Here is a 21,376-nt window from a genome sequence, read left to right as displayed (position 1 = left end):
CTCCCAATCCCCCTATTGTTTACGTTGGAAAGCAGCTATACAATCAAATTCTTCTTTCAAGCGATTGTAAAGTCGTTCATACATATAAAACATTTCTAAATATATAGCCGTATTTTCTTTATTCGGTACATGGTGATGGACAATATCAATCCAATCCTTTACCTCTTCAAGAGAATCAATTTTTCCTACAGCATATAAAGCAACTGCCGCTGCCCCAAGCGCAGATGCTTCATGACTTTCAGGTACAAACAATTCTTTTCCCATCATATCGGACAACATTTGTCTCCAAAATGCAGATTTTGCAAACCCTCCTGAAACTCGTATTTCAGTAAGTGGCCCTGTACAATCCCTGATTGCGAGTGCTACTGAATATACACTCATACAAACACCTTCCATCACTGCACGTATAAAATGTTCTCGTTTATGTTGAAGATTGATTCCAAAGAATGTACCACGAGCGTTTGCATTCCAGTAAGGTGCGCGTTCTCCAGATAAGAAAGGTAAGAACAATAGCCCATCCGCTCCAGCTGGTACGCTTTCTGCATATTTAATTAATAAATCATAAGGATCAATGCCGAGCTTTCTTGCTACTTCTTGCTCTGGACTACCAAATTCATCACGTAACCATCTCAGTAATATTCCGCCGTTATTCGTTGGACCACCGATTACCCAGTGCTCATCTGTTAATGCGTAACAAAACGTTCTCCCTTTCTCATCTGTATTTATATTTGATGAGATTGTTCGAACCGCACCACTCGTTCCAATCGTAATTGCAGCCGCACCCGGTGATATCGCACCAACTCCTACATTTGCAAGAACCCCATCACTTGCTCCGATGACAATTGGTGTTTCTGCACTTATCCCCATCTTCTGTGCTAATTCTGGCTTCATACCTGATAAAATATATGTAGTGGGTACAGGGGTTGATAATTGTTCTGGTGACATATGTAACATAGTCAAAACATCTTCATCCCAGTTTAATGTTTCTAAATTAAATAACCCTGTAGCAGAAGCAATCGAATAATCAACTACGTAGTGTGAAAATAATTGGTAAATCACATACTCTTTAATGGAAATGAATTTATAGGCACTTGTATATAACTCTGGTTCCTCTTCTTTCATCCATAACAATTTAGAAAGTGGTGACATCGGATGAATCGGTGTACCTGTACGTCTATAAATTTCATGCCCATTCATTTGTTGTAATAATTTTTCTGATTGCTTCGTACTTCGATTATCTGCCCAAATGATAGAACGCGTTAATGGCGCACCATTTTCATCTACTGCAATTAATGCGTGCATAGCTGTACTAATACCGATTGAAGAAATATCTTCTGCTAATACATTACCTTTTTCAATGGCAACGCTTACACTTTTGTATACAGCGGCACATATTACATCAGGATCTTGCTCAGCCCATCCTACATTCGGTTGAATAATTGGGTAATCGATTGCATGTGATGCAATGACTTTTCCTTTTTCTGTGAACACAACCGTTTTTGTACTTGTGGTACCGATATCAATCCCGATTACTCTCCCCCTTGTTTCCATGCGAATCTTCCCTTCATTTCTAGCAAAATACGATTTAGTAAACCGTTTACATGAATTAGTATATAAAATATTTTTTCATTTATCAATTTATAAAAAGAAAATTTTTTTCACAACAAAAAGTAAATCCCCTCATTCCATTTCACTTATATACTAAATTTAGCTTTTCCGTGCGGTAAAATTACGTTATATTCTTTACGCAATACACTCTTTCCTCTCATTAACAACACATACATAGTCCTCCATACGTTCTACTCATTTGCATGAAAAAGCGTTGAAAAGCAATATTCATTTTTAGGGATCACGTTACATAACCATCAAGCCAAGAAAAGTAACTACCCGCAGAATGAGAATTCTGTGCATTTTGCTCTTGTTTATTGTTTTAGATTCACTAGTCCTTTTATCTTGATAAACATAGAGCGCGGCCCCCCTGCTATCACTTTTTTATCTTGTAAATATATCTTACATACTATAAAATTTAATAGTATTTTTATTTTTCAGAAAAATAAAACAATAATATAGAATTTATTGTATAATGTTGTAAAAAGATGTCGGAGGGATTTAATGTTAAATAAAATATCTCAATTCACAATTAAGCTTTCATCAATTCTTTTATCACTCTTACTATTATTAAATTTACCTTATTTATTTATCACTCAACAAGGGTTTACCTTTCAACCAATTTATTTTTTTAATCAGATCGTTACCATGTTAAAACAGGTCTTCTCCCCTGAATCATTAGTGATTATAGGATCAGACCCGAAGTTTGGCCATTTCAAAAAAACACCATTATTTCCAACTGTTTTAGAACCTTACCTATATTCATTTACTATATTATTTTTAGCCTTTTTTCTTGCTCTCTTTCTATCATCTAGCATGGCATTCTTTTATTTTTTAGCGAAAGATTATATAAAAAAATGGATAAACCGAATTGTGTTCATATTAGAAGCTGTCCCTGATATGATGATGATGATTTGTTTGCAAATATTCTTCATATGGGTACTTCAAAAATTCGGGGAATCTCCTGTCACTATTATTTCTTTTAATGAAAATCGAGCTTATTTACTCCCTATTTTATCATTAGCTGTCTTACCTACATTACAAATGTTTCGGATGATGGTGTTATACATAAAAGAAGAAGAAGGAAAACATTACGTAGAGGTTGCATATGGAAAAGGCCTTTCATCAAGTTATATACTTTGCATTCATTTATTCAAAAATATATCTATCCACTTCTTTCACCATTTAAAAACGATTTTTGTTTTCTTACTTTCTAATTTATTCATTTTAGAATTTGTTTTTAATATGGAAGGCATTATTCAATTTCTATTTAATAAGGCGTTTGTTTCACCTCCCGCTGCATTTATCATACTTGTTATGATTATTTTACCGTTTTATGCCATTTTCCAAATAGTCTCATTCATGATGAATAGATGGAAAAAGCAATTGAAAGGAGTATCATTATGAAATCTATTTGGAAATCAAAACGCTTTTTAATCGGCTTTACTTATCTATTCATACTTATTTCAGCTAGTTTTATTTATAGTTGGTTCTTTAAAGATAACATCCCAAAACCTCCTCAGTTACTTTACAATGACAATAACGAATTACTTGGAAAGGCCCCCTTTCCGCCATCGTTAATTCCACCTTTTGGATCTGATCGTTTTGGAGAGTCTGTTTTCTTACAAATTGTAGAAGGAGCAAAATTCACTATTTTATTAGCCGTAGCAATTAGCTTCTTTCGAATTTTATGCGGAACATGTATAGGAATCCTCTTAAGTTTATATGCTCCAAAACTCAAGAGATTTTTCCAGTCATGCTCAGAAGTTTTTTATTATATTCCAACTCTATTTATCGCATTCATACTCATCACGCCCGTTAATATAATAATCACATCAAATGCTGATGGGGTAGAACCAAATATTTCATTTACGTTTTATCAAGTACTCGTACTTATTTTCGTCGCTCTGCCTACACTTTCTTTATACATATCCTCAGAGGTTGATGAATTTATGAAACAAGATTACATCTTAAGTTCACAATTACTGGGGGCTAGTCGTTTTCATATTATTAAAAAACACTTACGAGTCTTATTACTTGACCGCTTATTTGTATTATTTATGGAACATATCGTCCAAACACTCATACTCGTTATCCATTTAGCGTTGCTTAACATTGTAATTGGCGGCATACAAATGCGTGAACTCTATGACGGAGTGCTCAAACCTGTTTCTCTATCTAATGATTGGGCAGGTCTTATTGGATTAAATCGTAATGAAATGAATCTTTCATGGTGGATTATTTTTTATACTCTCGCTTCATTCTTTATTACGATTCTATTTATTAAGCTTATGACCATCGGGATTCAAGATGCACTGAAAGCAAGAGATTCGCAAATTGTAGCAATTCAAAACGTTCCAGATCATAAAAAATTTGTTAAACATAAAGATTCCTTTTCGTTTGCAAATAAAGTAAACCTTTAATTATTTCTCATTAATCAAGTATTAATTGGCATCGATATTAGTAGAAAATAAAGAAGATGATCCCTATTAAATACAGGGATCATCTTCTTATGCTGTCTAACTTTTTTACATGTCCTTTGCTAGACTCATGCTTTTTATATTTAAAGTGAATTATTTGCAATCACAATTATGTTTTTTAAAATCAATTACCATACGCCCTTGAATTCTACCTTGTTCCATTTCTTCGAATACATTTTGTACTTTATCTAGCGAACAAGTTTGAACAACCGGCACTACTTTTCCTTCTGCCCCAAACATAAACGCCTCTTCCAAATCTTTACGAGTACCCACTAGAGAACCAACTACTTCAATTCCATCCAGTACAAGTCGCGGGATGTTTAAGTCCATTGTTTCTACTGGTAGCCCTACTGCAACTACTTTACCGCAAGCACGTACTGCATCAACTGCTGAGTTAAAGGCTACTTTAGAGACTGCTGTTACTACCGCAGCATAAGCGCCACCAAGCTCCTCTTGAACAATTTTATCAGCAGGACCTTGAGAAATTGGATTGATAGTCATATCAGCACCAACTTCTTTCGCTAAGGCTAATTTGTCGTCATTAATGTCTACTGCGATTACCTTTGCACCAAATACATTTTTAGCATATTGGATAGCTAAGTTACCTAATCCACCGCAGCCATAGATTACAATAGGTTGACCAGGTTTAATATCTGATACTTTAATAGCTTTATATGTAGTTACACCAGCACATGTAATTGATGATGCTTGAGCAGGATCTAATCCTTCTGGTACTTTTACCGCATAATCAGCTGTAACGATACATTGTTCAGCCATACCACCATCTACTGAATAACCTGCGTTTTTAACTTCACGGCAAAATGTTTCTCTACCAGTTACGCAATATTCACAACGTCCACAAGATTGGAACATCCATGCAATACTTACACGGTCACCTATCTTTAGCGAATTAACATCATCAGCTATTTTCGTAACAATACCTACACCCTCATGACCAAGAATACGGCCATCAGTGTTACCAAAATCATGATTCGCAACGTGTAAATCAGTGTGGCAAACTCCACAATACTCTACATCTACTAACGCTTCGCCTGAGCGTAACGGACGTAATTCTTTTTCAATCACTTCGATGTTTGCTTTGCTGTTTTTATTAACCACTACTGCTTTCATATGTGATCTCCCCTTTAGTGTTTTAGCGTTTTAATGAGTTTATCTCACAACTACTTTCCTCACTACTTTGGCTAGTTATTGTACCAAATTTAAGTGTTCAATCATCATTACATCTTCATCATAACATGACACTTCATAAACAGCTTGTGAAATTATGAACAATATTTGAATTATTACACAAATCGGTCTTTATTTTAAATTTTTAAAAATGAGAGTTTATCACTGACTATAAGTAAGTCATACATTTCTAAAAGAAAATAAAGTAACAAACTTCTCATCGATAAAAAAGCTCTTCACTCAATATTTTCTATATTTAAACACTTAGTTTCACAGTAATAGCCTTTACCGCCAACATAAACTTTTTCTATTTTATTTTTGCTATTGGTTGCTAATTTAACTAATATTTCGGAAGGCGAGTGTAAAGAATAACCTTGTTCAAATACATAGACTTCTTTTTGCAAATAGTGCTGTTCATAAAGGTAGCAAGCTAATGCACCGTTTGAAGTTCCAGTCGCTGCTTCTTCATTAATGTCGTATAGTGGAGCAAAATTTCTGCATATAATTCGATTGTCATTAAAAGTATATAGATGCATCCCAACAACATTATAATACTTGCTGATTTCTTTAATTTTTTCAAAATTAGGTTGCAGTGCATGTAATTGTGTTTCGCTTTTTATAGGAATTAAAATATCTTTTAAGCCCGTGGAGACAATTTGGATTGGGTATTTATTGTCTATATCTTTAATGTCAAAACAGTCGGTGAACTCATTTGGAGATACAACATCATAGAATATCGGTTTATTTTGTTCCATGAATATGATGTCATCTGTTATGGTAATAGTAAGAACACCGCTGTTCGTTTCAATCGTATAGCGATTCTTGAAAATTTTATTTAAATGCATCAGTATCGCGAAAGAACCAATTGTGGCATGACCACATAAATCAACTTCTTCTTTTGGAGTAAAATACTCAAATTTATAATCAGCAATTTCAGATTCTGATATAAATGCGGTTTCCGCATAACCCAGTTGTTTCGCTATTGTCATTTTTTGAGTAGTGGTCAATGTATTTGTATTCTCAATAAATACCACTCCTGCTTTATTTCCGCCTTTATGATCCTTGCTAAATGCACTTGCAACATAAACGGATATTTTCATAAGACACCTTCCTCACTTATAGTAAATTATATATAGAAAGCACTACATATAAATGCAATTGGATAAATTATCCACAAAATACGAGACAAACTATTTTTAGCATTTGAACTCTCCAAAAATAGTTTGTCTACAATCTGAAAGCTCTTCATTTGAAGAGCTTTTTTATATTCGCTTCATCGAAATCGTTTCACGTATACTTTGTAAATTTTTTAGTGTTTCTTCTTGTCGCTGCAACGACAACCCTACATACAAAGTATCTAATAAGCTTAACTGTGCTAATCGTGATGAACTTGCTTCTGTACGGAATTCAGTCTCACGTGTTGATGTATATAACGTTATATCAGCAAGCTGACTTAATGCTGATTTCTTATAGCTCGTAATCGCAATAATTTTGGCCCCTCTTGCTTTCGCTACTTCTAACGCTTCAAGTAACCCTTTATTGCTACCAGAATGAGAAATGCCAATAACAACTGAATCTTCCGAGAGTAAACCTGCTCCCATAATTTGAAAATGCGAATCAGTATGAGCGATACAAGAAATACCCGTTCTCATAAACTTATGATACGCATCCATCGCAATAATACCAGAGCCACCATTTCCATAAAACTCAATTCGACTTGCTTCTTGCAAGGCTCGTACAGCCTGCTCAAGTGCTGTTTCATTTAGCAAATGTAAAGTATCTTGCAGTCCTGTAATATGCGAATGAAAAACTTTTTTAGCAACAGTTACCATACTATCTTCTGCTGATACCTCTTCATGAATATTTTGCATCGGTGTATGTACAATTTCACGAGCTAATGTAATCTTTAAATCTTGAAAACCTTGCAAACCAAGGTGTTTACATAAGCGGAATATCGTCGCTTCGGAACTACTCGTAACTTCAGCTAATTCTGTAATAGATTTATGTACAACATCTTGTGGATGTTTCAAAATATGTTCGGCAATACTTCGCAATTTCGGTGATAAACCATTCAACGAAGCCTGAATCTTTCCAATCCCACTCCTTGTACCAGGCATAGCTATCCTCCTCTTCTATCGTAGCTTTATCCTGTAAAAACCGATTAGTTTAACTTTATTGTACCTAATTATTGAAAGAAGAAAAACCTATATTAGGGATTACTATAAATTTTATTGCTCCTATGTATTCTGTCATACGATATAACAGAATTATTCATGCTTATGAATAATCCTCCCCATGTTTCACTGCGTATAATGCGGCTTGCGTACGATCATCCACTTCCAATTTAGCTAAAACGTTTGAAACGTGTGTTTTCACAGTTTGTTCTGTAATATGAAGTTCTGCTGCAATCTCCTTGTTGCTTCTTCCTTTCGCAATTTCGCGAAGTACCTCTTGCTCTCTTTTCGTTAACATTGAAAAAGGATTTTCTATTTCCTTCTTTACTGCGGTACGCCCCATTAATGCAGGTGTTACTTTCGGGTGAAAATTCGCATTTCCTTGATGTACTGCAATAATAGAAGCGACAAGTTGCTCAGGTTTTACTTCTTTTAATTGATAACCATCTGCTCCAGCTTCAAGTGCTGGTATAACATAATCTTGCTCTGAAAAACTACTTAATATAAGTACCTTTATCGTCTCATCGTATTGCTTTAGACGTTTTGTTGCCTCAATTCCATCCATTTTCGGCATCGATACATCCATTAGTACTACATCCGGTCTTTCTTTTTGCACGAAATGTAATGCCTCTTCGCCATTTTCCGCTTCCCCAATAATTTCAAATTCTTCTCTCGTTTTCAAAAAGAATACAAGTCCTCTTCGAACGATATGATGATCCTCAACTAGTAGCAATTTAATCTTCAATCTTATTCTCCCCTTCAAATCGGCAATTGAATTTCTATTTTTGTACCCTTTCTCAGCTCTGTTATAATTTGAAACGACCCCTTCATTAACTGAATACGTTCCTTCATACTTTTCAGGCCAAGTGCTGACTCCCTTACTTGCTCTTGTATAAATCCTATTCCATTATCTTCTATGTAAAAATGTAACTGGTTATTTTCTATTTTCAAAAGAACATGTACCTTTTCACACGAAGCATGCTTTTTACAATTATGTAGCGCCTCTTGGCTAATACGCCATAAAACTTCTTCTATTTCATCCCCAATTGAAACCATCCCATCAATTCGAACTTCCACTTGAACTCCTAATAACTTCCCGTAATTTTGAATTGCTTCTGCTAACCCTTTCTCTAATCCTTCAGGTCTTAATTGCCAAATTAATAGAGTCATCTCTTGTAATGCTTCTTGTGATAATTCTCCAATATAACTTAACATCTCTTGCAATTCTCTATCTTGCGTCATATTCAAAGTACCTTTCGCTGTTAGCATAATAGAAAATAACAATTGTTTTACTGAATCATGTAAATCACGTGCAAGTCGATTTCTTTCCGCTACCACTACATATTTACGTTCTTTCTCAACTAACTGAATACGTTGTATTGTCGTTCCAATTTGAAATGCAATTGATTCTAATAATGCTAACTCTTCCTCTGAAAAATGAGTCTTATGAGGCGCAGCCACATTTAGTAGACCAAATTTTTCTGATCCAGACCTAAGCGGAATTGTCGCATGATGTGTAACATCTTCTGTCTCTCCCCAATTACATTCAATTGCATCTTCTATTCGCTTACATTCAATAATATTAGTCGCTTTTTCTAATCTCCCATTCACAAAACGTTCTACACACCAACAGTTTCCTTCACACATCGGCTTCTTCTCTTGCCACGTAAGAGCCTCTGGTAAATTTTCGTCTACAAGCATGCTATGCTTTCCACTTTCATCAATAAAGAATATCCACCCTGTTTGTAAATTCATTACTTGTAACAATGTATGCAACACTTTTTCTAACATATCCTGTAAGTTTGTTGCTTCATTTAATAATTCAGCAATTTCTTTTAATGCTTCTAAACGATGCATCTCTTTTTCTTCAAAGTTCATTCTCATCACCAACTACAATTATAACATTAAGAAATTTCTAAATTCTATAAATAAAAAAAGAACCGAATCCCTTCAGCCCTTTCTTTATATCAATCATTTTATTATTGTTATTCTATCCAATGTTGGAATCAGAATTTTTGTTAACAAACGATTCTACTTTAGCTTTCCGATAAAGATTGTCCACCATGGATATGCTGTAAACCTTCATTAGTAACAACCATATTCGCTGCTGGCATTTGCACTTGATTCTTATGAAACATAGACATTAATTCAAATCTTACTTGTCTAGAAGTTTCAAAATAATCTTCTGGCTTTATTAAACCTGTAATACAAAATTCATAGCCAACATATTTCAAGTTAGGATTTAAGTCTGTAACACCGACGTATTTAAATGGTTCAACAGCGTCATCCTCTACTCTATAAAGAGTTTGATTCAATTTTTCATTGCATATAACACATACTTCTTCTAACAATTCCTTCACTCTTGTTGGATCTTCCTGATAACTTACCGTGATGCGTTCAATTACACGCATCCATCCTTTATTAAAATTTTGTATCGTTCTAATCTCTCCGTGCGGGATGGTAAGTAGTTTTCCTGACCATTCACGTATTTGCATAAAACGAATACTAATCTCTTCAATAGTTCCTGAATTTGTTCCGTTAAAAGTTACAAAATCACCAACTCGGAACTCTTTGTCCGCTAATCTTGCAAAGCCTAATATAACATCTTTTAGCATCTGTTGTGCTGCAAAACCGATGACAACTCCAGCTATCCCTGCACCTGCAATAATACTTTTTATATCTACAAATTGGCTAATTAAATATATGATAAGACTGATGATAATGATATATCTAAAAATAGATCGAATTACACTTTGAATCGTCTGCTCTACCTCTTCATCAAAAAAGCTTGATTTCCTAAAAAACCAATCAATAATACGATTTATTACAAATGAAATAATGATTAAAACTAAAGCAAATAGTAAAAATCTTAAAAGTAAAAACTCCCTTACATAATTAAAAAATTCTTCAGTATACGTTAATAAGCTCATTCATCCACTTCCTTAACTAATAAAAATTCTATACAAAGCTGCTATATTTTTAAAATTCATTAGACATTCTTCTATAAATATACCCTTTTTCATAACCTAAAGGGAGCTGACAATTGAATTTTTTTATGACTTTACTTTAAGACTACACTACCCATCCAAATAAAAGGAAAACATTTACATAATATCGAATAGTTCATTTGAAAATATTATTACTCACGGAGGTTGCAAGCAATGGGATATATTGAAGAACTAAGAGACGTTGTTGGATCAAGACCGCTTAATTTAGCAGGCGTTGCGGTAGCTGTTTTCAATGAACAAGGACAAATACTACTACAACAAAGGCGAAATGGCATGTGGGGCGTTCCAGGAGGTTTTGTAGAACTTGGTGAATCTATAGAAGCAGCTGGAAAACGAGAAGTACTTGAAGAAACCGGAATCGAAATTGGTACACTTCAGCTAGCAACTGTATTTTCAGGTAAAGAATTTTTTGTGAAATTACCGAACGGAGATGAATTTTACCCTATAACAATTGCTTACCTTTGCAAAGATATTACAGGTGGCTTGCTAAAAGCTGATGGAGTCGAATCATTACATGTACAATTTTTTAATTTAAATGAGCTACCACAAAATATTAGCCCATTCATAAAAAAATTAATTGAACAAAATGTCGTCTCAGTTTAAACGCAAAAAAGAGACCTTTTTAAAGGCCTCTTTTTCATTTCACTTCTGCATGTAAACAAGATTTAAAATGTCCAAGTGCAAATTCATGCCCTTGCGCATTAAAAGATGCAACTGCCTTTTCATAAACAACAATTTTAAATCCTTTATTATAAGCGTCTACTGCTGTGTGAAGAACACAAATATCAGTACAAACACCTACAAGATGAACTTCTTCTATTCCTCTTTCTCTTAACTTCATTTCTAAGTCGGTTCCTGCAAATGCACTATATCGTGTTTTATCCATGTAATATACATTTTCAGCATTTTTATATGTTTCGTATACATCTTGTAATTCCCCAAACAAATCTCTTCCACTTGTACCAGCTATATTATGGGGTGGGAATAATTTTGATTCTGGATGATATACATCATTTTTTTCATGTTTATCAATCGCAAAGACAACGTAATCTCCATTTTCAATATATTGCGTCGTTATATGTACAATTTCCTTCTCAATTTCTTGACCTGGTTTTCCGCAAGTTAAAGCACCTTTTTCCGCTACAAAATCACATGTATAATCAATATTAATAAGAGCTCGTTTCATAACTACTATCTCTCCTTCTTCTGTTTCACAGTAAACAATAGAAAATTTGTTATTACGACATCGTATGTACTATTCGACATTTCAAATGAAATACCTACATTTTTCTTGTAAAACTTACCTTAATTCGAGTTTATCATAAAGTGAAACTTTAATCATTGGAGAGTTTGTTCATCTCCAATGATTATTAGTTAAACCAATCGGACAGTTGATCTCCCACCTAATCTCCTCACATATACCGATTTTTAAGGCGAGGTCTTACTGCCCATTAATGCGGGATATAATAGATACACAAAGGTAAAACAACTAGCTCCTATTACTAAGTCATGAATTTGGTAATTAAACGTAATTTGAATCACCTCTTGTATCGTAAACCAAATTACTGCCATCATTATACTAATCAAGACGATACGAATACACCGATTCACATCTTCAACCTCTTTCTCTGTCATAGTAGTAGCAAGTGATTTCTTCCTATTTAATCGTATTAGAAAACGAAACAAGTTATTCACTCTTGCACACTCTAGTCCAAATAAAAAAGCACACTACTTTTTTAAGTAATGTACTTTTTATTCTTATTAAGACGCAGGCTTTGTCTCAAATGTTGCTTGATTAAAACTAATAACCTTTCCTTTCGGGTCATTGTTTTCATACTGAACTGCAGTAATCGTATGACTACCTGTTTCAAGCGTCTTTTCTTTTAATTGTACTGTTGTCTGCGTTGTACTAGTTACTTGATGTCTATCTGTATACATTTGATCTACAAATATGAAGGTTTCTTTATCACTTTGAAAATTAGAAAGTTCTAATTCAACTTGCTGAATTAAAGTATCCTTTTTAATGAATACAGTCGGTATATTGCCATTTTCAGAAGTACCATCTGGAGTAATAACTTTTACTTTCCCTTCTCCAATTGACATTGCACCTTCAGGAAATACAACCATATTCTCATCACTTGCGTTTACAACTTGTTCTTCCTGTTTTGATTGCGCGTCCTCTTTTTCCTGTGGAGCACCGCAACCTACTAATAACAATACAGACAATCCAGTGATTATGAATTTTTTCAAAATTCATCCCCCCTGTCATTTGATTATAATTTATTATACAAAAATAACTTTTAAATTTTAAGACAACTTTTAAAACTTTTATGAACATATAGAAGCTTGCTCACGATTAATGTATCATACTTTCCTTAATAGAACATTAATTTTTTTTATGAAATAAATAGTAATTCCTTCTTATTTATCATTTTAGCCCAACAAATCGATATAATACCCCCTCAAAAATAAAAAGACATTGATATGTCCAATGTCTTTTCTATGTAGCACTTTAAAAAACAAATGTTGTGATTTCTTCTACTTCTTTTCTTGGAAGTTTTTTTGGCTTATCTTTCGGAAATCCTAGTGAAATAACCATATTTATTTGTTTTTCAGGCTCAATTTGTAAATATTGGCGCAGTTCATCTTGAGCTAGCAATACTGGCCCTGTCATTGGACAAGTACCAAGTCCCTTTGCATGTGCAGCTAACATTAAGTTTTGTGCCGCTAAACAGCTACTCTTAATCCCTTCTTCTTCCCAAACTGAATCTGGAACAAAAGCAATTGGATCAAATATCTTTTCACGGAACTTTGATTCATATGGTGTTGCCAAACATACGATTAATACTGGTGCCTCCGAGAAAGCTGTTGCATATGGTCCGAAAGAACGTGTAAGTAATTTCCCTGCTTTCTCTTCTCCATTTTCTGCTGCTTTTGCCGCAAGTTTATGTAATGCATCCCATGTCATTTGTTCAATTTCTTTAATCTTCTCTCGATTCATGATAACTAAGAATTCCCACGTTTGTGAATTCGTATCACTCGGTGCGTAACGCGCACAATCAATTATTTCTTTTATATCATTAGTAGATACTTCTTGATCTTTAAACTTTCTAACACTTCGTCTTCCGTGAATTACTTCTTTAAAATCTTCATAATTCATATATTAAATCCCCTTTTTACAGCGTTTTCAAAACTTGTCCTATGCTTGAATTATATCATGAAAAAAAGCCGGAAGAATACCAGCTTTTTTCTTCATGATTAATTTGTCACTTTAAACAAACGAATACTCTCTTCATATACAGCTTGTAATTTTTTCGTAATTGGTCCTCTTTCACCAGCTCCAAACTGTTCATCACCAATTTGAACGACTGGGAATATTTCAAGTGGCGTCGCTGTAAAGAAGCACTCATCAGCTTCATATACTTCTTGTAATGAAAACTCTCGTTCTTCTACTTCGATATGTAACTCTGTCGCTAATGTAATCACGTAGTGACGTGTAATACCATGTAAAATGAAATGATCCGCTGGATGTGTAATTAACTTATTATTTTTCACAATAAAGAAATTGGAATGACACCCTTCAGTCACAATGCCATCCCGTACTAATATTGCTTCTTGATATCCTTGTTCATTTATTTTGTTTTTGATCATAATATTAGGAAGCAAGTTTAAAGATTTTATATGGCAAAACTTCCACCTGATGTCCTCTTCTACTGTTACCTTAATCCCTGCCTCCATTGAAGCAACTGGTCTTGGGAACGAAACAAGATTTGCAAAATATGTCGGTTGTAAATCTGATTCATATACATGATTGCGCGGTTGTGCACCTCTTGATATTTGTAAATATACATTCCCATCTTCTTGAAATTGATTTTTTTCAATCATTTGATATAACTCTTCTACTAATTCTTCCTTCGTAAATGGTGGAATTAGTTTTATTTCTGCCATAGAGTTAAAGAATCGTTCTAAATGTAAATCTAATAAATGAGGCTTGCCATCGTATAGTCTAAATACTTCATAAATACCATCACCAAATTGGAAACCGCGCTCTTCTAATGCGACCATCGGCTGTTCTTCCTTCGTATTAATCATTCTCCCATTAAACAAGATCCAATCTTTATGAGTAGCTTTCATTCTTCCCCACTCCTTTATCACATGATTGATTTTATTGTACAACTTATGTCACCTCGAAAGAAGGAATTTTCTGTATTTTCACAAACAAAAAATACATCACTTCGTAAAAGTGATGTATTTTATCATTTATTTAAGGAAATATTTTTCAATATCATCTAACATAAGGTTCGCAGCTTTAATACCGCCTGCTGTATTCCAGATTACCTCATCTACTTGGAATACTTTATTATTTTTAGAAGCCTGTAGTTGCTTAAAGAGTGGATCTTCTGTCCATTCCTTTGCTAACGAATTTCCTTCATTATTCTTATCTGCATCTTTATCAGACGTGAAATAGAATAAGTAGTCTCCGTCCATATTTGGAATTTGCTCTTTTGTAATTCCTTTTATCGCAAAATCATCTTTATCTTGTAATGGTGGTCGTTTAAATCCAATATCATTTAAAACAACTCCCGAGAATGAGTTTTTTTGATAAATACGAACATCACCTGGCACGAAACGAATAATAGAAACTTTAGAATTCAATTTATCGCCTAACTTCTCTTTCATTCCTTCAATACGTTTTTTATAATCATCAAGAGCTTTTTGCCCTTCTTTTTCTTTATTTACAGCTTTTGTATAAAGCGTAAAGTTTTCTTTCCAATCACCGCGTAATGTTTCTGCATAAACAGTTGGTGCGATTTCTTTTAGCTGATTATATATTTTTTCGTGACGCATTTTATTTCCGATAATTAAATCTGGCTTAAGCTTCATTACTGCTTCTAAATTAATATCACGTTCAGTTCCTACAACTTCCGTATTTTTTAACTCTTTCGCTACATGAGGATACCATTCATCACCAGCACGTGGTTTCGTAGTCCCCACTGGCGTTACGCCCACAGCTAGAAGAGCCTCTGCACCTTCATTTGTTAAAACAACAACTTTTTTAGGTGTACCATTTACTGTCGTTTCGCCCATTGCATGCTTTACCGTATATGAATCTTTTGCTTTCGCTGATATATCATTTTCCTTTTTCTCTTCTTTACTACATCCTGCAATTACAACCATGAGTATCATAATGCAGAACATAATTAGTTTTTTAGTATGTATCATATGTCCTCCCTAGATGAAATCGATTATCATTAACAATTAAAGATTAATGTATCCTACATACATTGTCAATGTATATCAGAAAACTTTTTTAATATATACTGTTTAGATTCTATCCGCTTTTCTAATGTTTCTTTTTAAAACATAGTGCATAAGTATGAAAATAAATGTTGTTATTAAAATGCGTATCTTTGTTATACATAACAAAGATACGCATCCATATTGCATTATCATTTTAATTGCTAATATTGAGTATACTTAATATGCGATGGATCATTATATACCCACTGATTTCCACCAAGGTTTAACCAACCATTTTCATTTATATATACTAAATAAGATTCTGGAGAATTTAATTGGCGGATAACTGCAGATGTAGTTGATGGACCACTTCTTAAATTTACATTCATCCCTTGTATATATGCAACCCCAATCGGACTTCCATCACTATTACTTGTCTTTACAAAATTAATGTAAGAAGGATCATTATACACCCATTGTCCATTCCCCAAATCTAACCATCCGTTACTTTCCTGATATACAACGTAAGATTCTGGAGAATTTAATTGACGAATAACTGAGGAAGAAGTTGATGGACCATTTCTTAAATTTACATTTTTCCCAAGGATATAAGCGATTCCCTTTGTTTGAGGTGTCGGTTGTGGGTTAGGAGGTTGTGGATTTGGAGCTACTCCAAAAATAGCCGCTATTCCATTCGCATACGCTTGACTTAGATCTTCAATAAATTGTGGATTTTTTAATAAATTTGCATCAAACGTTGTATCAATAAAGGCAGTCTCAGTTAAAATTGCATCCATTGCGGTTTCTCTTAATACCGCATAATTTTCTTTTTTTGCTCCTCGATCACGAAGACCGTATTTTGTTAATACAGGATTTACTGCTGTATGCATCTTTTGTTGCTTTGCATATGCAGTGCTGCTGTTGGATAACGCATTATAAATATAGCTTTCAAAACCTGTACCCCCGCCGCTATTAATATGAAATGAAATAAAATAATCCGCACCAAAAGCATTGGCAATATTAGCACGTTCCGATAAAGAAATAAACACATCACTATCACGTGTCATTTTAATTGTAATTGGGTAATTTACCGTTAAAATGTCTCGAACGCGTCTAGCAATTTGAAGTGTTAAGTTTTTTTCTACTAAACCATTACCAACAGCACCAGAATCATATCCACCGTGCCCTGCGTCTATAACAAGTTTCATTTTATTGCCCCGCCCCTTTCTTGTAATATGTTTGCATTGCTACTCGTCCTATTTTATGTGAAATGTACAAGTTCTGTTACAATTACAAATAAAAAAAACGCCTTATGTAAGGCGTTTTCTATCATCTTACTTTAACCAATTTAAAATAAATATATACGATTGATAGTGAACATAACGTATGCAAAATAAAATAAATAAAAGTGTTATTCCAGCACCACTATAAAGTAAACCGAACTTAAAAAAAACATTCACAAGTGGTGGAAAGTTCATTAGATTTTGTAATGTACTAAGCATACAAAACATAATGAAAAAGACAGGGACGTATTGTAATTCATACGGCTTTTTTTTCTTACTCATTCTTTTCCGAATGAGTATATGACATAATTCTGCTACTATAAAGCACCCTCCAATTAATACAAGACCAGAAGTCATCGTCATACATCCACCTGCCTTATATTTATTTTATCTCATAAATAATCATCGTTATATTTTCTTTACATACTCTTCATCTTCTGAAGTAAAACCAAAACTCTCTATGAAAGACTTCGCCTTTTCTGTTAATTCCTCTTGTAGCACTTTTATTTCTTTCACATTTCTTTGTTTCATCATTTCTTCAAATGTAAAATACGTATTTGCACCATAACCGTAACCTTGGTAATCAAAATGAATAATTAGCTGTGATAAAACAGCTCGTTCCTCTTGAACACTATAATCTATTACACCAATATATGTATCATCAACTTTCACACAGTACTGTACCTTTTTCTCACCTAAACTATGCGATTTAAACATTTCTTTAACAACGCTTTCATTTTCTACGGTAACTTTCTCAAACGTAATCATATGTTGTCCATCCTTTTACTATTATTGTATCAATAATACTTCCTATTTATGAAAAAAACCTTAAGACCGTATGCGATCTTAAGGTTTTTCTAATTAAACTAAGCTATACGCACGTTTTGTTTCTTCATGGAACTTATTCGTATCGTATTTATGCTCAACATAAATTTGGTGCCATACCATAAACGCAAGGACAGTCCAAATTTTACGGCTATAATCGCCTTTATCTGCACAATGTGCTTCCAGTAAGTTTAATACATACTGTTTGTCGATTAAATGCTCTGTTTTACTCTCGTTTATAATATTGATAGCCCAATCATGCATTTCGTCTTTTAACCAGTGACGAATTGGTACTGGGAATCCAAGTTTTTTACGATCTAATACGTGATCTGGAACGATTCCGCGTGCTGCTTCACGTAAAATAGCTTTCGTAGTTCCGTTAGCAATCTTAAATTCAGTTGGAATTTTAGATGCAACATCGAATACTTCTTTATCTAAGAACGGTACACGAAGTTCTAATGAGTTTGCCATTGTCATTTTATCAGCTTTTAATAAAATGTCACCACGTAACCATGTGAACATGTCAATGTACTGCATTTTGCTTACATCATCATAATCTTTAATCTCGTTATACAATGGTTTCGTGATATCCATATAGTTAACACTTTCATTGTAATACTTCATTAATTCAACTTTTTCTTCTTCACGGAAGATTTTCGCGTTTCCATAGTAACGCTCTTCAATTGGCGTACATCCACGCTCTAGGAAGCTCTTACCTTTAAATCCTTCTTTAAGAGCACCACTTAATGCTTTTAGAACGCTCTTACCTGGGCTAGGAATGTAAGAGAACATTTTTAGTGAGTTTGGCTCACGATAAATGTTATAACCACCAAATAACTCGTCTGCACCTTCACCTGAAAGAACAACTGTTACATGCTTACGTGCTTCTTTTGCAACGAAGTACAATGGTACAGCTGCTGGATCTGCTAAAGGATCATCCATATGCCAAATGATTTTTGGGAACTCATCCATAAACTCTTTCGCTGAAATGAATACGTTATGGTTTTTAACGCCTAATTTCTCAGCAGTTTCTTTGGCAACATCAACTTCACTGAAACCACGTTGTTCAAAACCAATAGAGAATGTTAAAAGATTTGGATTCATTTCTCTTGCGATAGAAGCGATAATAGATGAATCGATACCACCAGATAAGAATGAACCTACTGGTACATCACTGCGCATATGCACTTTTACTGAATCGTATAACACATCACGAATTGCTTGGATATGCTCCTCTTTCGTTGCGCTTGAAGCATTGAAATAAGGTTTCCAGTAGCGATGGATCTCCATCTCTTTACCGATTTCTTTTACGAAATAATGACCAGGCTCGATTTTATTAACATCAATTGTTAATGTTTCTGGCTCTGGACCATATTGGTACGTAAAGTAATGTTGTAGTGACGTTGGATTAACTCCTTTATCTTCCATCACATGCATAATACTTTTCTTCTCAGATGCGAAGAATGTAGTATCACCTTGTTGTGCGACGTATAAAGGTTTAATACCGAAGTGGTCACGTGCACCGAAAAGTTTCTTCTCTTCACGATCCCAAATCATAAATGCAAACATACCACGAAGATAGTCTACACATTTTTCTTTCATATGTGCATACAATGCAATGATAACTTCTGTATCAGATTGTGTTGCAAACGTTGCACCTTTTTCAAGTAACATTTCACGTAATTCTACATAGTTGTAAATTTCACCATTAAAAATAATTACATATCGATCATTTTCATAAGTTAGCGGCTGATGTCCTGCCTCTAAGTCAATGATACTTAAACGGCGGAAGCCAAATTGTACATGTTCATCACGAAAATATCCTTCGTCATCTGGACCACGGTGGAAAATCATCGTGTTCATATTTTCAAATTGATGTTTTTCTGTTTCTGAAAACTCTCTAGGGTTTTCACATAAACATCCTACAAAACCACACATACTTCTTACCCTCTTTCGGTTTTCATTCTGTTTCTATACTACTATATCAACCCTATTTATACTAGCATAATCAACTGAATATGGCGACCAAAAACTATAAAAAAATCACTCCATTTCACATTTTTAACAATTTTTTATGAAAACATGAAAACTAGGCACTCACCTTTCTCCGCTTTTGTCATATGATATTGCAAATTGATTTCTAGGAGGGAATACCATGAGTGAAGAAAAAAAAGATTCTTCTCGCCCACCGGTTCGTAATTACTTAAAGCAAATTGATGATTTCTTCGAGCAAACACCTCTTCGCAATGTAATCGCTGATTTAAATCATTTTTTCCAAAAAGGAAACCGTTTATTAACATTCCCTGTAGATTTATATGAAGTTGGTGAAGAACTCGTTGTTACAGCTGAACTACCAGGTATACAAAAAGAGCAAATTCAAATTGAAATACAAAGTGAATACTTAAAAGTCTCTGTAAAAGAAGAGATACTCGAAGAAGAAGAAGAAACATCCCATAACTATTATCGCCGGGAACGTTCCATTTCAGAAGCATCAAGATTAATTAAGTTGCCGTATTCAATTAATAAAAAAGCAGCAAAAGCTTCTTATCAAAACGGCGTATTAGAAATTCGGGCGCCGAAACTTCCCCAACAACATGACATTTTATCCATAGACTAATGCAAAAAAAATAAGGGTGCTATGCACCCTTATTTTTAATCCACTAATCGCTTCATATCACGTATAATGTCTTCGTATGGCGTATTACTAATGCCACTATACTTTTTCATTACTTTTCCGTTTTGATCAATTAAATAAAATGATGTACCATGCATGACCTGACCATTCTCCGGCTTATCTACAAGTGATTGGAAATTATCTTTTGAAAACTTCGTAATATCTTCTAACGAATATCCCGTTAATAAATTCCAGTTACTAGTATCCTCTGTAAACTTTTGAATAAAAGCTTTCAGATTTTCCGGCTTATCAAGGTCTGGATCTACACTAAATGAAACAAACTGAACGTCTATCTTCTCTTCTTTTGCCATCTTTTGCAGCTTGGCCATATTTGCAGTCATTGGTGGACAAACTGTTTGACAATTTGTGAACATAAAATCTGCAACCCAAACTTTCCCTTTTAAATCTTTTGTACCAAATTGCTTTCCATCTTGATTTGTAAATTGGAAAGTTTCTAAATCCCAATTTAATGGTTTACGAAGCTTTGAACCTGATTCACTACATCCAGCAAGTACAAAGAGACAAAATACAACCATAAGACCAATTATTTTTTGATAACGCTTCATTTATAAACCTCTTTTCTCTATCCTAAATTTAAATAGGTTATGTTTATAATAACAAAAGTTAACACTACGAGAAAATTGTTTACTACATTTGTTCACGAAATCGTACGAATTTACGTATGTTACTTCTTTATTTCAAGCGAATTACTAGACAAAATATATTTTTTACTATTATTTCTATAAATAGAATTGATAAAACTAATTTTATTGTTACTTTTGTAAATACCTCTCCCTATTTTTTAACAATTCCTTAAACATTAATCCATGTTTTACACTGTATTCCTTAACAACATTTCGGTACAATACAAATACAACGATTGTAAATGAGGTGA

General features: G+C 33.9%; 22 protein-coding genes. 4 read left to right on the top strand and 18 right to left on the bottom strand.

Going from position 1 to position 21,376, the window contains the following annotated elements:
- Positions 1 to 12: 12 nt before the first annotated feature.
- On the bottom strand, positions 13 to 1,551 hold the full coding sequence (gene gntK / locus QCI81_RS25020; RefSeq protein ID WP_071730113.1) for a gluconokinase: 1,539 nt from the start codon (positions 1,549 to 1,551) through the stop codon (positions 13 to 15).
- Positions 1,552 to 2,112: 561 nt separating this feature from the next.
- Here gntK and QCI81_RS25015 point away from each other — a divergent pair.
- Together QCI81_RS25015 and QCI81_RS25010 are read left to right on the top strand one after the other, a co-directional pair.
- The gene (locus tag QCI81_RS25015; RefSeq protein WP_000932680.1) at positions 2,113 to 3,015 is read left to right on the top strand and encodes an ABC transporter permease subunit; all 903 of its coding nucleotides are present in this window, start codon (positions 2,113 to 2,115) and stop codon (positions 3,013 to 3,015) included.
- Positions 3,012 to 4,031: an ABC transporter permease gene (locus tag QCI81_RS25010; protein ID WP_071730111.1), complete on the top strand. Its 1,020-nt coding sequence runs from the start codon at positions 3,012 to 3,014 to the stop codon at positions 4,029 to 4,031. The genes QCI81_RS25015 and QCI81_RS25010 overlap by 4 nt, the downstream gene beginning before the upstream one ends.
- Positions 4,032 to 4,181: 150 nt before the next feature.
- Here QCI81_RS25010 and adhP read toward each other — a convergent pair whose 3' ends face one another.
- From adhP to QCI81_RS24980, 6 genes are all read right to left on the bottom strand, one after another.
- Complete coding sequence (gene adhP, locus QCI81_RS25005) at positions 4,182 to 5,219, bottom strand: alcohol dehydrogenase AdhP (protein WP_000649129.1); 1,038 nt, start codon at positions 5,217 to 5,219, stop codon at positions 4,182 to 4,184.
- 293 nt (positions 5,220 to 5,512) lie between these two features.
- Positions 5,513 to 6,376 carry a PhzF family phenazine biosynthesis protein gene (locus QCI81_RS25000; protein WP_071730109.1) on the bottom strand — a complete coding sequence of 288 codons (864 nt, stop codon included), beginning with the start codon at positions 6,374 to 6,376 and terminating at the stop codon, positions 5,513 to 5,515.
- Positions 6,377 to 6,538: 162 nt separating this feature from the next.
- Entirely contained in the window at positions 6,539 to 7,393 is an 855-nt protein-coding gene (locus tag QCI81_RS24995; protein ID WP_071730108.1) for a MurR/RpiR family transcriptional regulator, read from the bottom strand.
- A gap of 160 nt (positions 7,394 to 7,553) precedes the next feature.
- The gene (gene casR, locus QCI81_RS24990) at positions 7,554 to 8,195 is read right to left on the bottom strand and encodes a two-component system response regulator CasR (protein WP_071730106.1); all 642 of its coding nucleotides are present in this window, start codon (positions 8,193 to 8,195) and stop codon (positions 7,554 to 7,556) included.
- 14 nt (positions 8,196 to 8,209) lie between these two features.
- Positions 8,210 to 9,328, bottom strand: a complete 1,119-nt coding sequence (gene casK, locus QCI81_RS24985) for a two-component system sensor histidine kinase CasK (protein WP_001008460.1) — start codon at positions 9,326 to 9,328, stop codon at positions 8,210 to 8,212.
- Positions 9,329 to 9,486: 158 nt separating this feature from the next.
- Positions 9,487 to 10,380, bottom strand: a complete 894-nt coding sequence (locus QCI81_RS24980; RefSeq protein WP_071730105.1) for a mechanosensitive ion channel family protein — start codon at positions 10,378 to 10,380, stop codon at positions 9,487 to 9,489.
- Between the two features lie 231 nt (positions 10,381 to 10,611).
- Between QCI81_RS24980 and QCI81_RS24975 the strand changes: the two genes are divergently transcribed.
- Positions 10,612 to 11,061 carry an NUDIX hydrolase gene (locus QCI81_RS24975; RefSeq protein ID WP_023521837.1) on the top strand — a complete coding sequence of 150 codons (450 nt, stop codon included), beginning with the start codon at positions 10,612 to 10,614 and terminating at the stop codon, positions 11,059 to 11,061.
- 34 nt (positions 11,062 to 11,095) lie between these two features.
- Here the strand turns inward: QCI81_RS24975 and QCI81_RS24970 are convergent, their stop codons facing one another.
- The 10 genes from QCI81_RS24970 to asnB all read right to left on the bottom strand — a co-directional run bounded on the left by QCI81_RS24970 (position 11,096) and on the right by asnB (position 19,745).
- Positions 11,096 to 11,644, bottom strand: a complete 549-nt coding sequence (locus QCI81_RS24970) for a cysteine hydrolase family protein (protein ID WP_071730103.1) — start codon at positions 11,642 to 11,644, stop codon at positions 11,096 to 11,098.
- A 242-nt stretch (positions 11,645 to 11,886) separates the two neighbouring features.
- A complete protein-coding gene (locus QCI81_RS24965) occupies positions 11,887 to 12,153 on the bottom strand; it encodes a hypothetical protein (RefSeq protein ID WP_081366276.1) in 267 nt (88 codons plus the stop codon).
- Positions 12,154 to 12,219: 66 nt separating this feature from the next.
- On the bottom strand, positions 12,220 to 12,708 hold the full coding sequence (locus tag QCI81_RS24960) for a putative periplasmic lipoprotein (protein WP_000713495.1): 489 nt from the start codon (positions 12,706 to 12,708) through the stop codon (positions 12,220 to 12,222).
- 262 nt (positions 12,709 to 12,970) lie between these two features.
- A complete protein-coding gene (locus tag QCI81_RS24955; protein WP_001105280.1) occupies positions 12,971 to 13,618 on the bottom strand; it encodes a nitroreductase family protein in 648 nt (215 codons plus the stop codon).
- A gap of 98 nt (positions 13,619 to 13,716) precedes the next feature.
- On the bottom strand, positions 13,717 to 14,592 hold the full coding sequence (gene dat / locus QCI81_RS24950; protein ID WP_071730101.1) for a D-amino-acid transaminase: 876 nt from the start codon (positions 14,590 to 14,592) through the stop codon (positions 13,717 to 13,719).
- Between the two features lie 126 nt (positions 14,593 to 14,718).
- The gene (locus QCI81_RS24945) at positions 14,719 to 15,681 is read right to left on the bottom strand and encodes an ABC transporter substrate-binding protein (protein WP_023521835.1); all 963 of its coding nucleotides are present in this window, start codon (positions 15,679 to 15,681) and stop codon (positions 14,719 to 14,721) included.
- 239 nt (positions 15,682 to 15,920) lie between these two features.
- Positions 15,921 to 16,907 carry an N-acetylmuramoyl-L-alanine amidase gene (locus tag QCI81_RS24940; protein WP_071730099.1) on the bottom strand — a complete coding sequence of 329 codons (987 nt, stop codon included), beginning with the start codon at positions 16,905 to 16,907 and terminating at the stop codon, positions 15,921 to 15,923.
- A gap of 126 nt (positions 16,908 to 17,033) precedes the next feature.
- Positions 17,034 to 17,339: a hypothetical protein gene (locus QCI81_RS24935; RefSeq protein ID WP_071730098.1), complete on the bottom strand. Its 306-nt coding sequence runs from the start codon at positions 17,337 to 17,339 to the stop codon at positions 17,034 to 17,036.
- Positions 17,340 to 17,390: 51 nt separating this feature from the next.
- On the bottom strand, positions 17,391 to 17,750 hold the full coding sequence (locus QCI81_RS24930; protein ID WP_000627519.1) for a GNAT family N-acetyltransferase: 360 nt from the start codon (positions 17,748 to 17,750) through the stop codon (positions 17,391 to 17,393).
- A 93-nt stretch (positions 17,751 to 17,843) separates the two neighbouring features.
- On the bottom strand, positions 17,844 to 19,745 hold the full coding sequence (gene asnB / locus QCI81_RS24925) for an asparagine synthase (glutamine-hydrolyzing) (RefSeq protein WP_000333826.1): 1,902 nt from the start codon (positions 19,743 to 19,745) through the stop codon (positions 17,844 to 17,846).
- Positions 19,746 to 19,962: 217 nt separating this feature from the next.
- Here asnB and QCI81_RS24920 point away from each other — a divergent pair, with 217 nt between their 5' ends.
- Complete coding sequence (locus tag QCI81_RS24920; RefSeq protein WP_001288086.1) at positions 19,963 to 20,424, top strand: Hsp20/alpha crystallin family protein; 462 nt, start codon at positions 19,963 to 19,965, stop codon at positions 20,422 to 20,424.
- A 35-nt stretch (positions 20,425 to 20,459) separates the two neighbouring features.
- On the opposite strand, the gene QCI81_RS24915 is transcribed toward QCI81_RS24920, so the two are convergent.
- Positions 20,460 to 21,047 carry an SCO family protein gene (locus QCI81_RS24915; RefSeq protein WP_000833332.1) on the bottom strand — a complete coding sequence of 196 codons (588 nt, stop codon included), beginning with the start codon at positions 21,045 to 21,047 and terminating at the stop codon, positions 20,460 to 20,462.
- Between the last annotated feature and the right edge of the window lie 329 nt (positions 21,048 to 21,376).

Origin of the sequence: Bacillus cereus group sp. MG20, assembly GCF_040459885.1 — a bacterium.
Taxonomy (GTDB): Bacteria; Bacillota; Bacilli; order Bacillales; family Bacillaceae_G; genus Bacillus_A; species Bacillus_A cereus.
This window is presented reverse-complemented; position numbering and strand designations above follow the sequence as displayed.

Bases quoted from the DNA above. Each gene is read 5' to 3' on its own strand.
- QCI81_RS24995 (WP_071730108.1), bottom strand. From the start codon at position 7,393: ATGCCTGGTACAAGGAGTGGGATTGGAAAGATTCAGGCTTCGTTGAAT.
- QCI81_RS25015 (WP_000932680.1), top strand. From the start codon at position 2,113: ATGTTAAATAAAATATCTCAATTCACAATTAAGCTTTCATCAATTCTT.
- adhP (WP_000649129.1), bottom strand. From the start codon at position 5,219: ATGAAAGCAGTAGTGGTTAATAAAAACAGCAAAGCAAACATCGAAGTG.
- QCI81_RS24920 (WP_001288086.1), top strand. From the start codon at position 19,963: ATGAGTGAAGAAAAAAAAGATTCTTCTCGCCCACCGGTTCGTAATTAC.
- QCI81_RS25010 (WP_071730111.1), top strand. From the start codon at position 3,012: ATGAAATCTATTTGGAAATCAAAACGCTTTTTAATCGGCTTTACTTAT.
- QCI81_RS24970 (WP_071730103.1), bottom strand. From the start codon at position 11,644: ATGAAACGAGCTCTTATTAATATTGATTATACATGTGATTTTGTAGCG.
- QCI81_RS24945 (WP_023521835.1), bottom strand. From the start codon at position 15,681: ATGATACATACTAAAAAACTAATTATGTTCTGCATTATGATACTCATG.
- QCI81_RS24975 (WP_023521837.1), top strand. From the start codon at position 10,612: ATGGGATATATTGAAGAACTAAGAGACGTTGTTGGATCAAGACCGCTT.
- QCI81_RS24980 (WP_071730105.1), bottom strand. From the start codon at position 10,380: ATGAGCTTATTAACGTATACTGAAGAATTTTTTAATTATGTAAGGGAG.
- QCI81_RS25000 (WP_071730109.1), bottom strand. From the start codon at position 6,376: ATGAAAATATCCGTTTATGTTGCAAGTGCATTTAGCAAGGATCATAAA.
- casK (WP_001008460.1), bottom strand. From the start codon at position 9,328: ATGAACTTTGAAGAAAAAGAGATGCATCGTTTAGAAGCATTAAAAGAA.
- asnB (WP_000333826.1), bottom strand. From the start codon at position 19,745: ATGTGTGGTTTTGTAGGATGTTTATGTGAAAACCCTAGAGAGTTTTCA.
- dat (WP_071730101.1), bottom strand. From the start codon at position 14,592: ATGAAAGCTACTCATAAAGATTGGATCTTGTTTAATGGGAGAATGATT.
- QCI81_RS24930 (WP_000627519.1), bottom strand. From the start codon at position 17,750: ATGATTACGTTTGAGAAAGTTACCGTAGAAAATGAAAGCGTTGTTAAA.
- gntK (WP_071730113.1), bottom strand. From the start codon at position 1,551: ATGGAAACAAGGGGGAGAGTAATCGGGATTGATATCGGTACCACAAGT.
- QCI81_RS24955 (WP_001105280.1), bottom strand. From the start codon at position 13,618: ATGAATTATGAAGATTTTAAAGAAGTAATTCACGGAAGACGAAGTGTT.
- QCI81_RS24940 (WP_071730099.1), bottom strand. From the start codon at position 16,907: ATGAAACTTGTTATAGACGCAGGGCACGGTGGATATGATTCTGGTGCT.
- QCI81_RS24915 (WP_000833332.1), bottom strand. From the start codon at position 21,047: ATGAAGCGTTATCAAAAAATAATTGGTCTTATGGTTGTATTTTGTCTC.
- QCI81_RS24935 (WP_071730098.1), bottom strand. From the start codon at position 17,339: ATGACTTCTGGTCTTGTATTAATTGGAGGGTGCTTTATAGTAGCAGAA.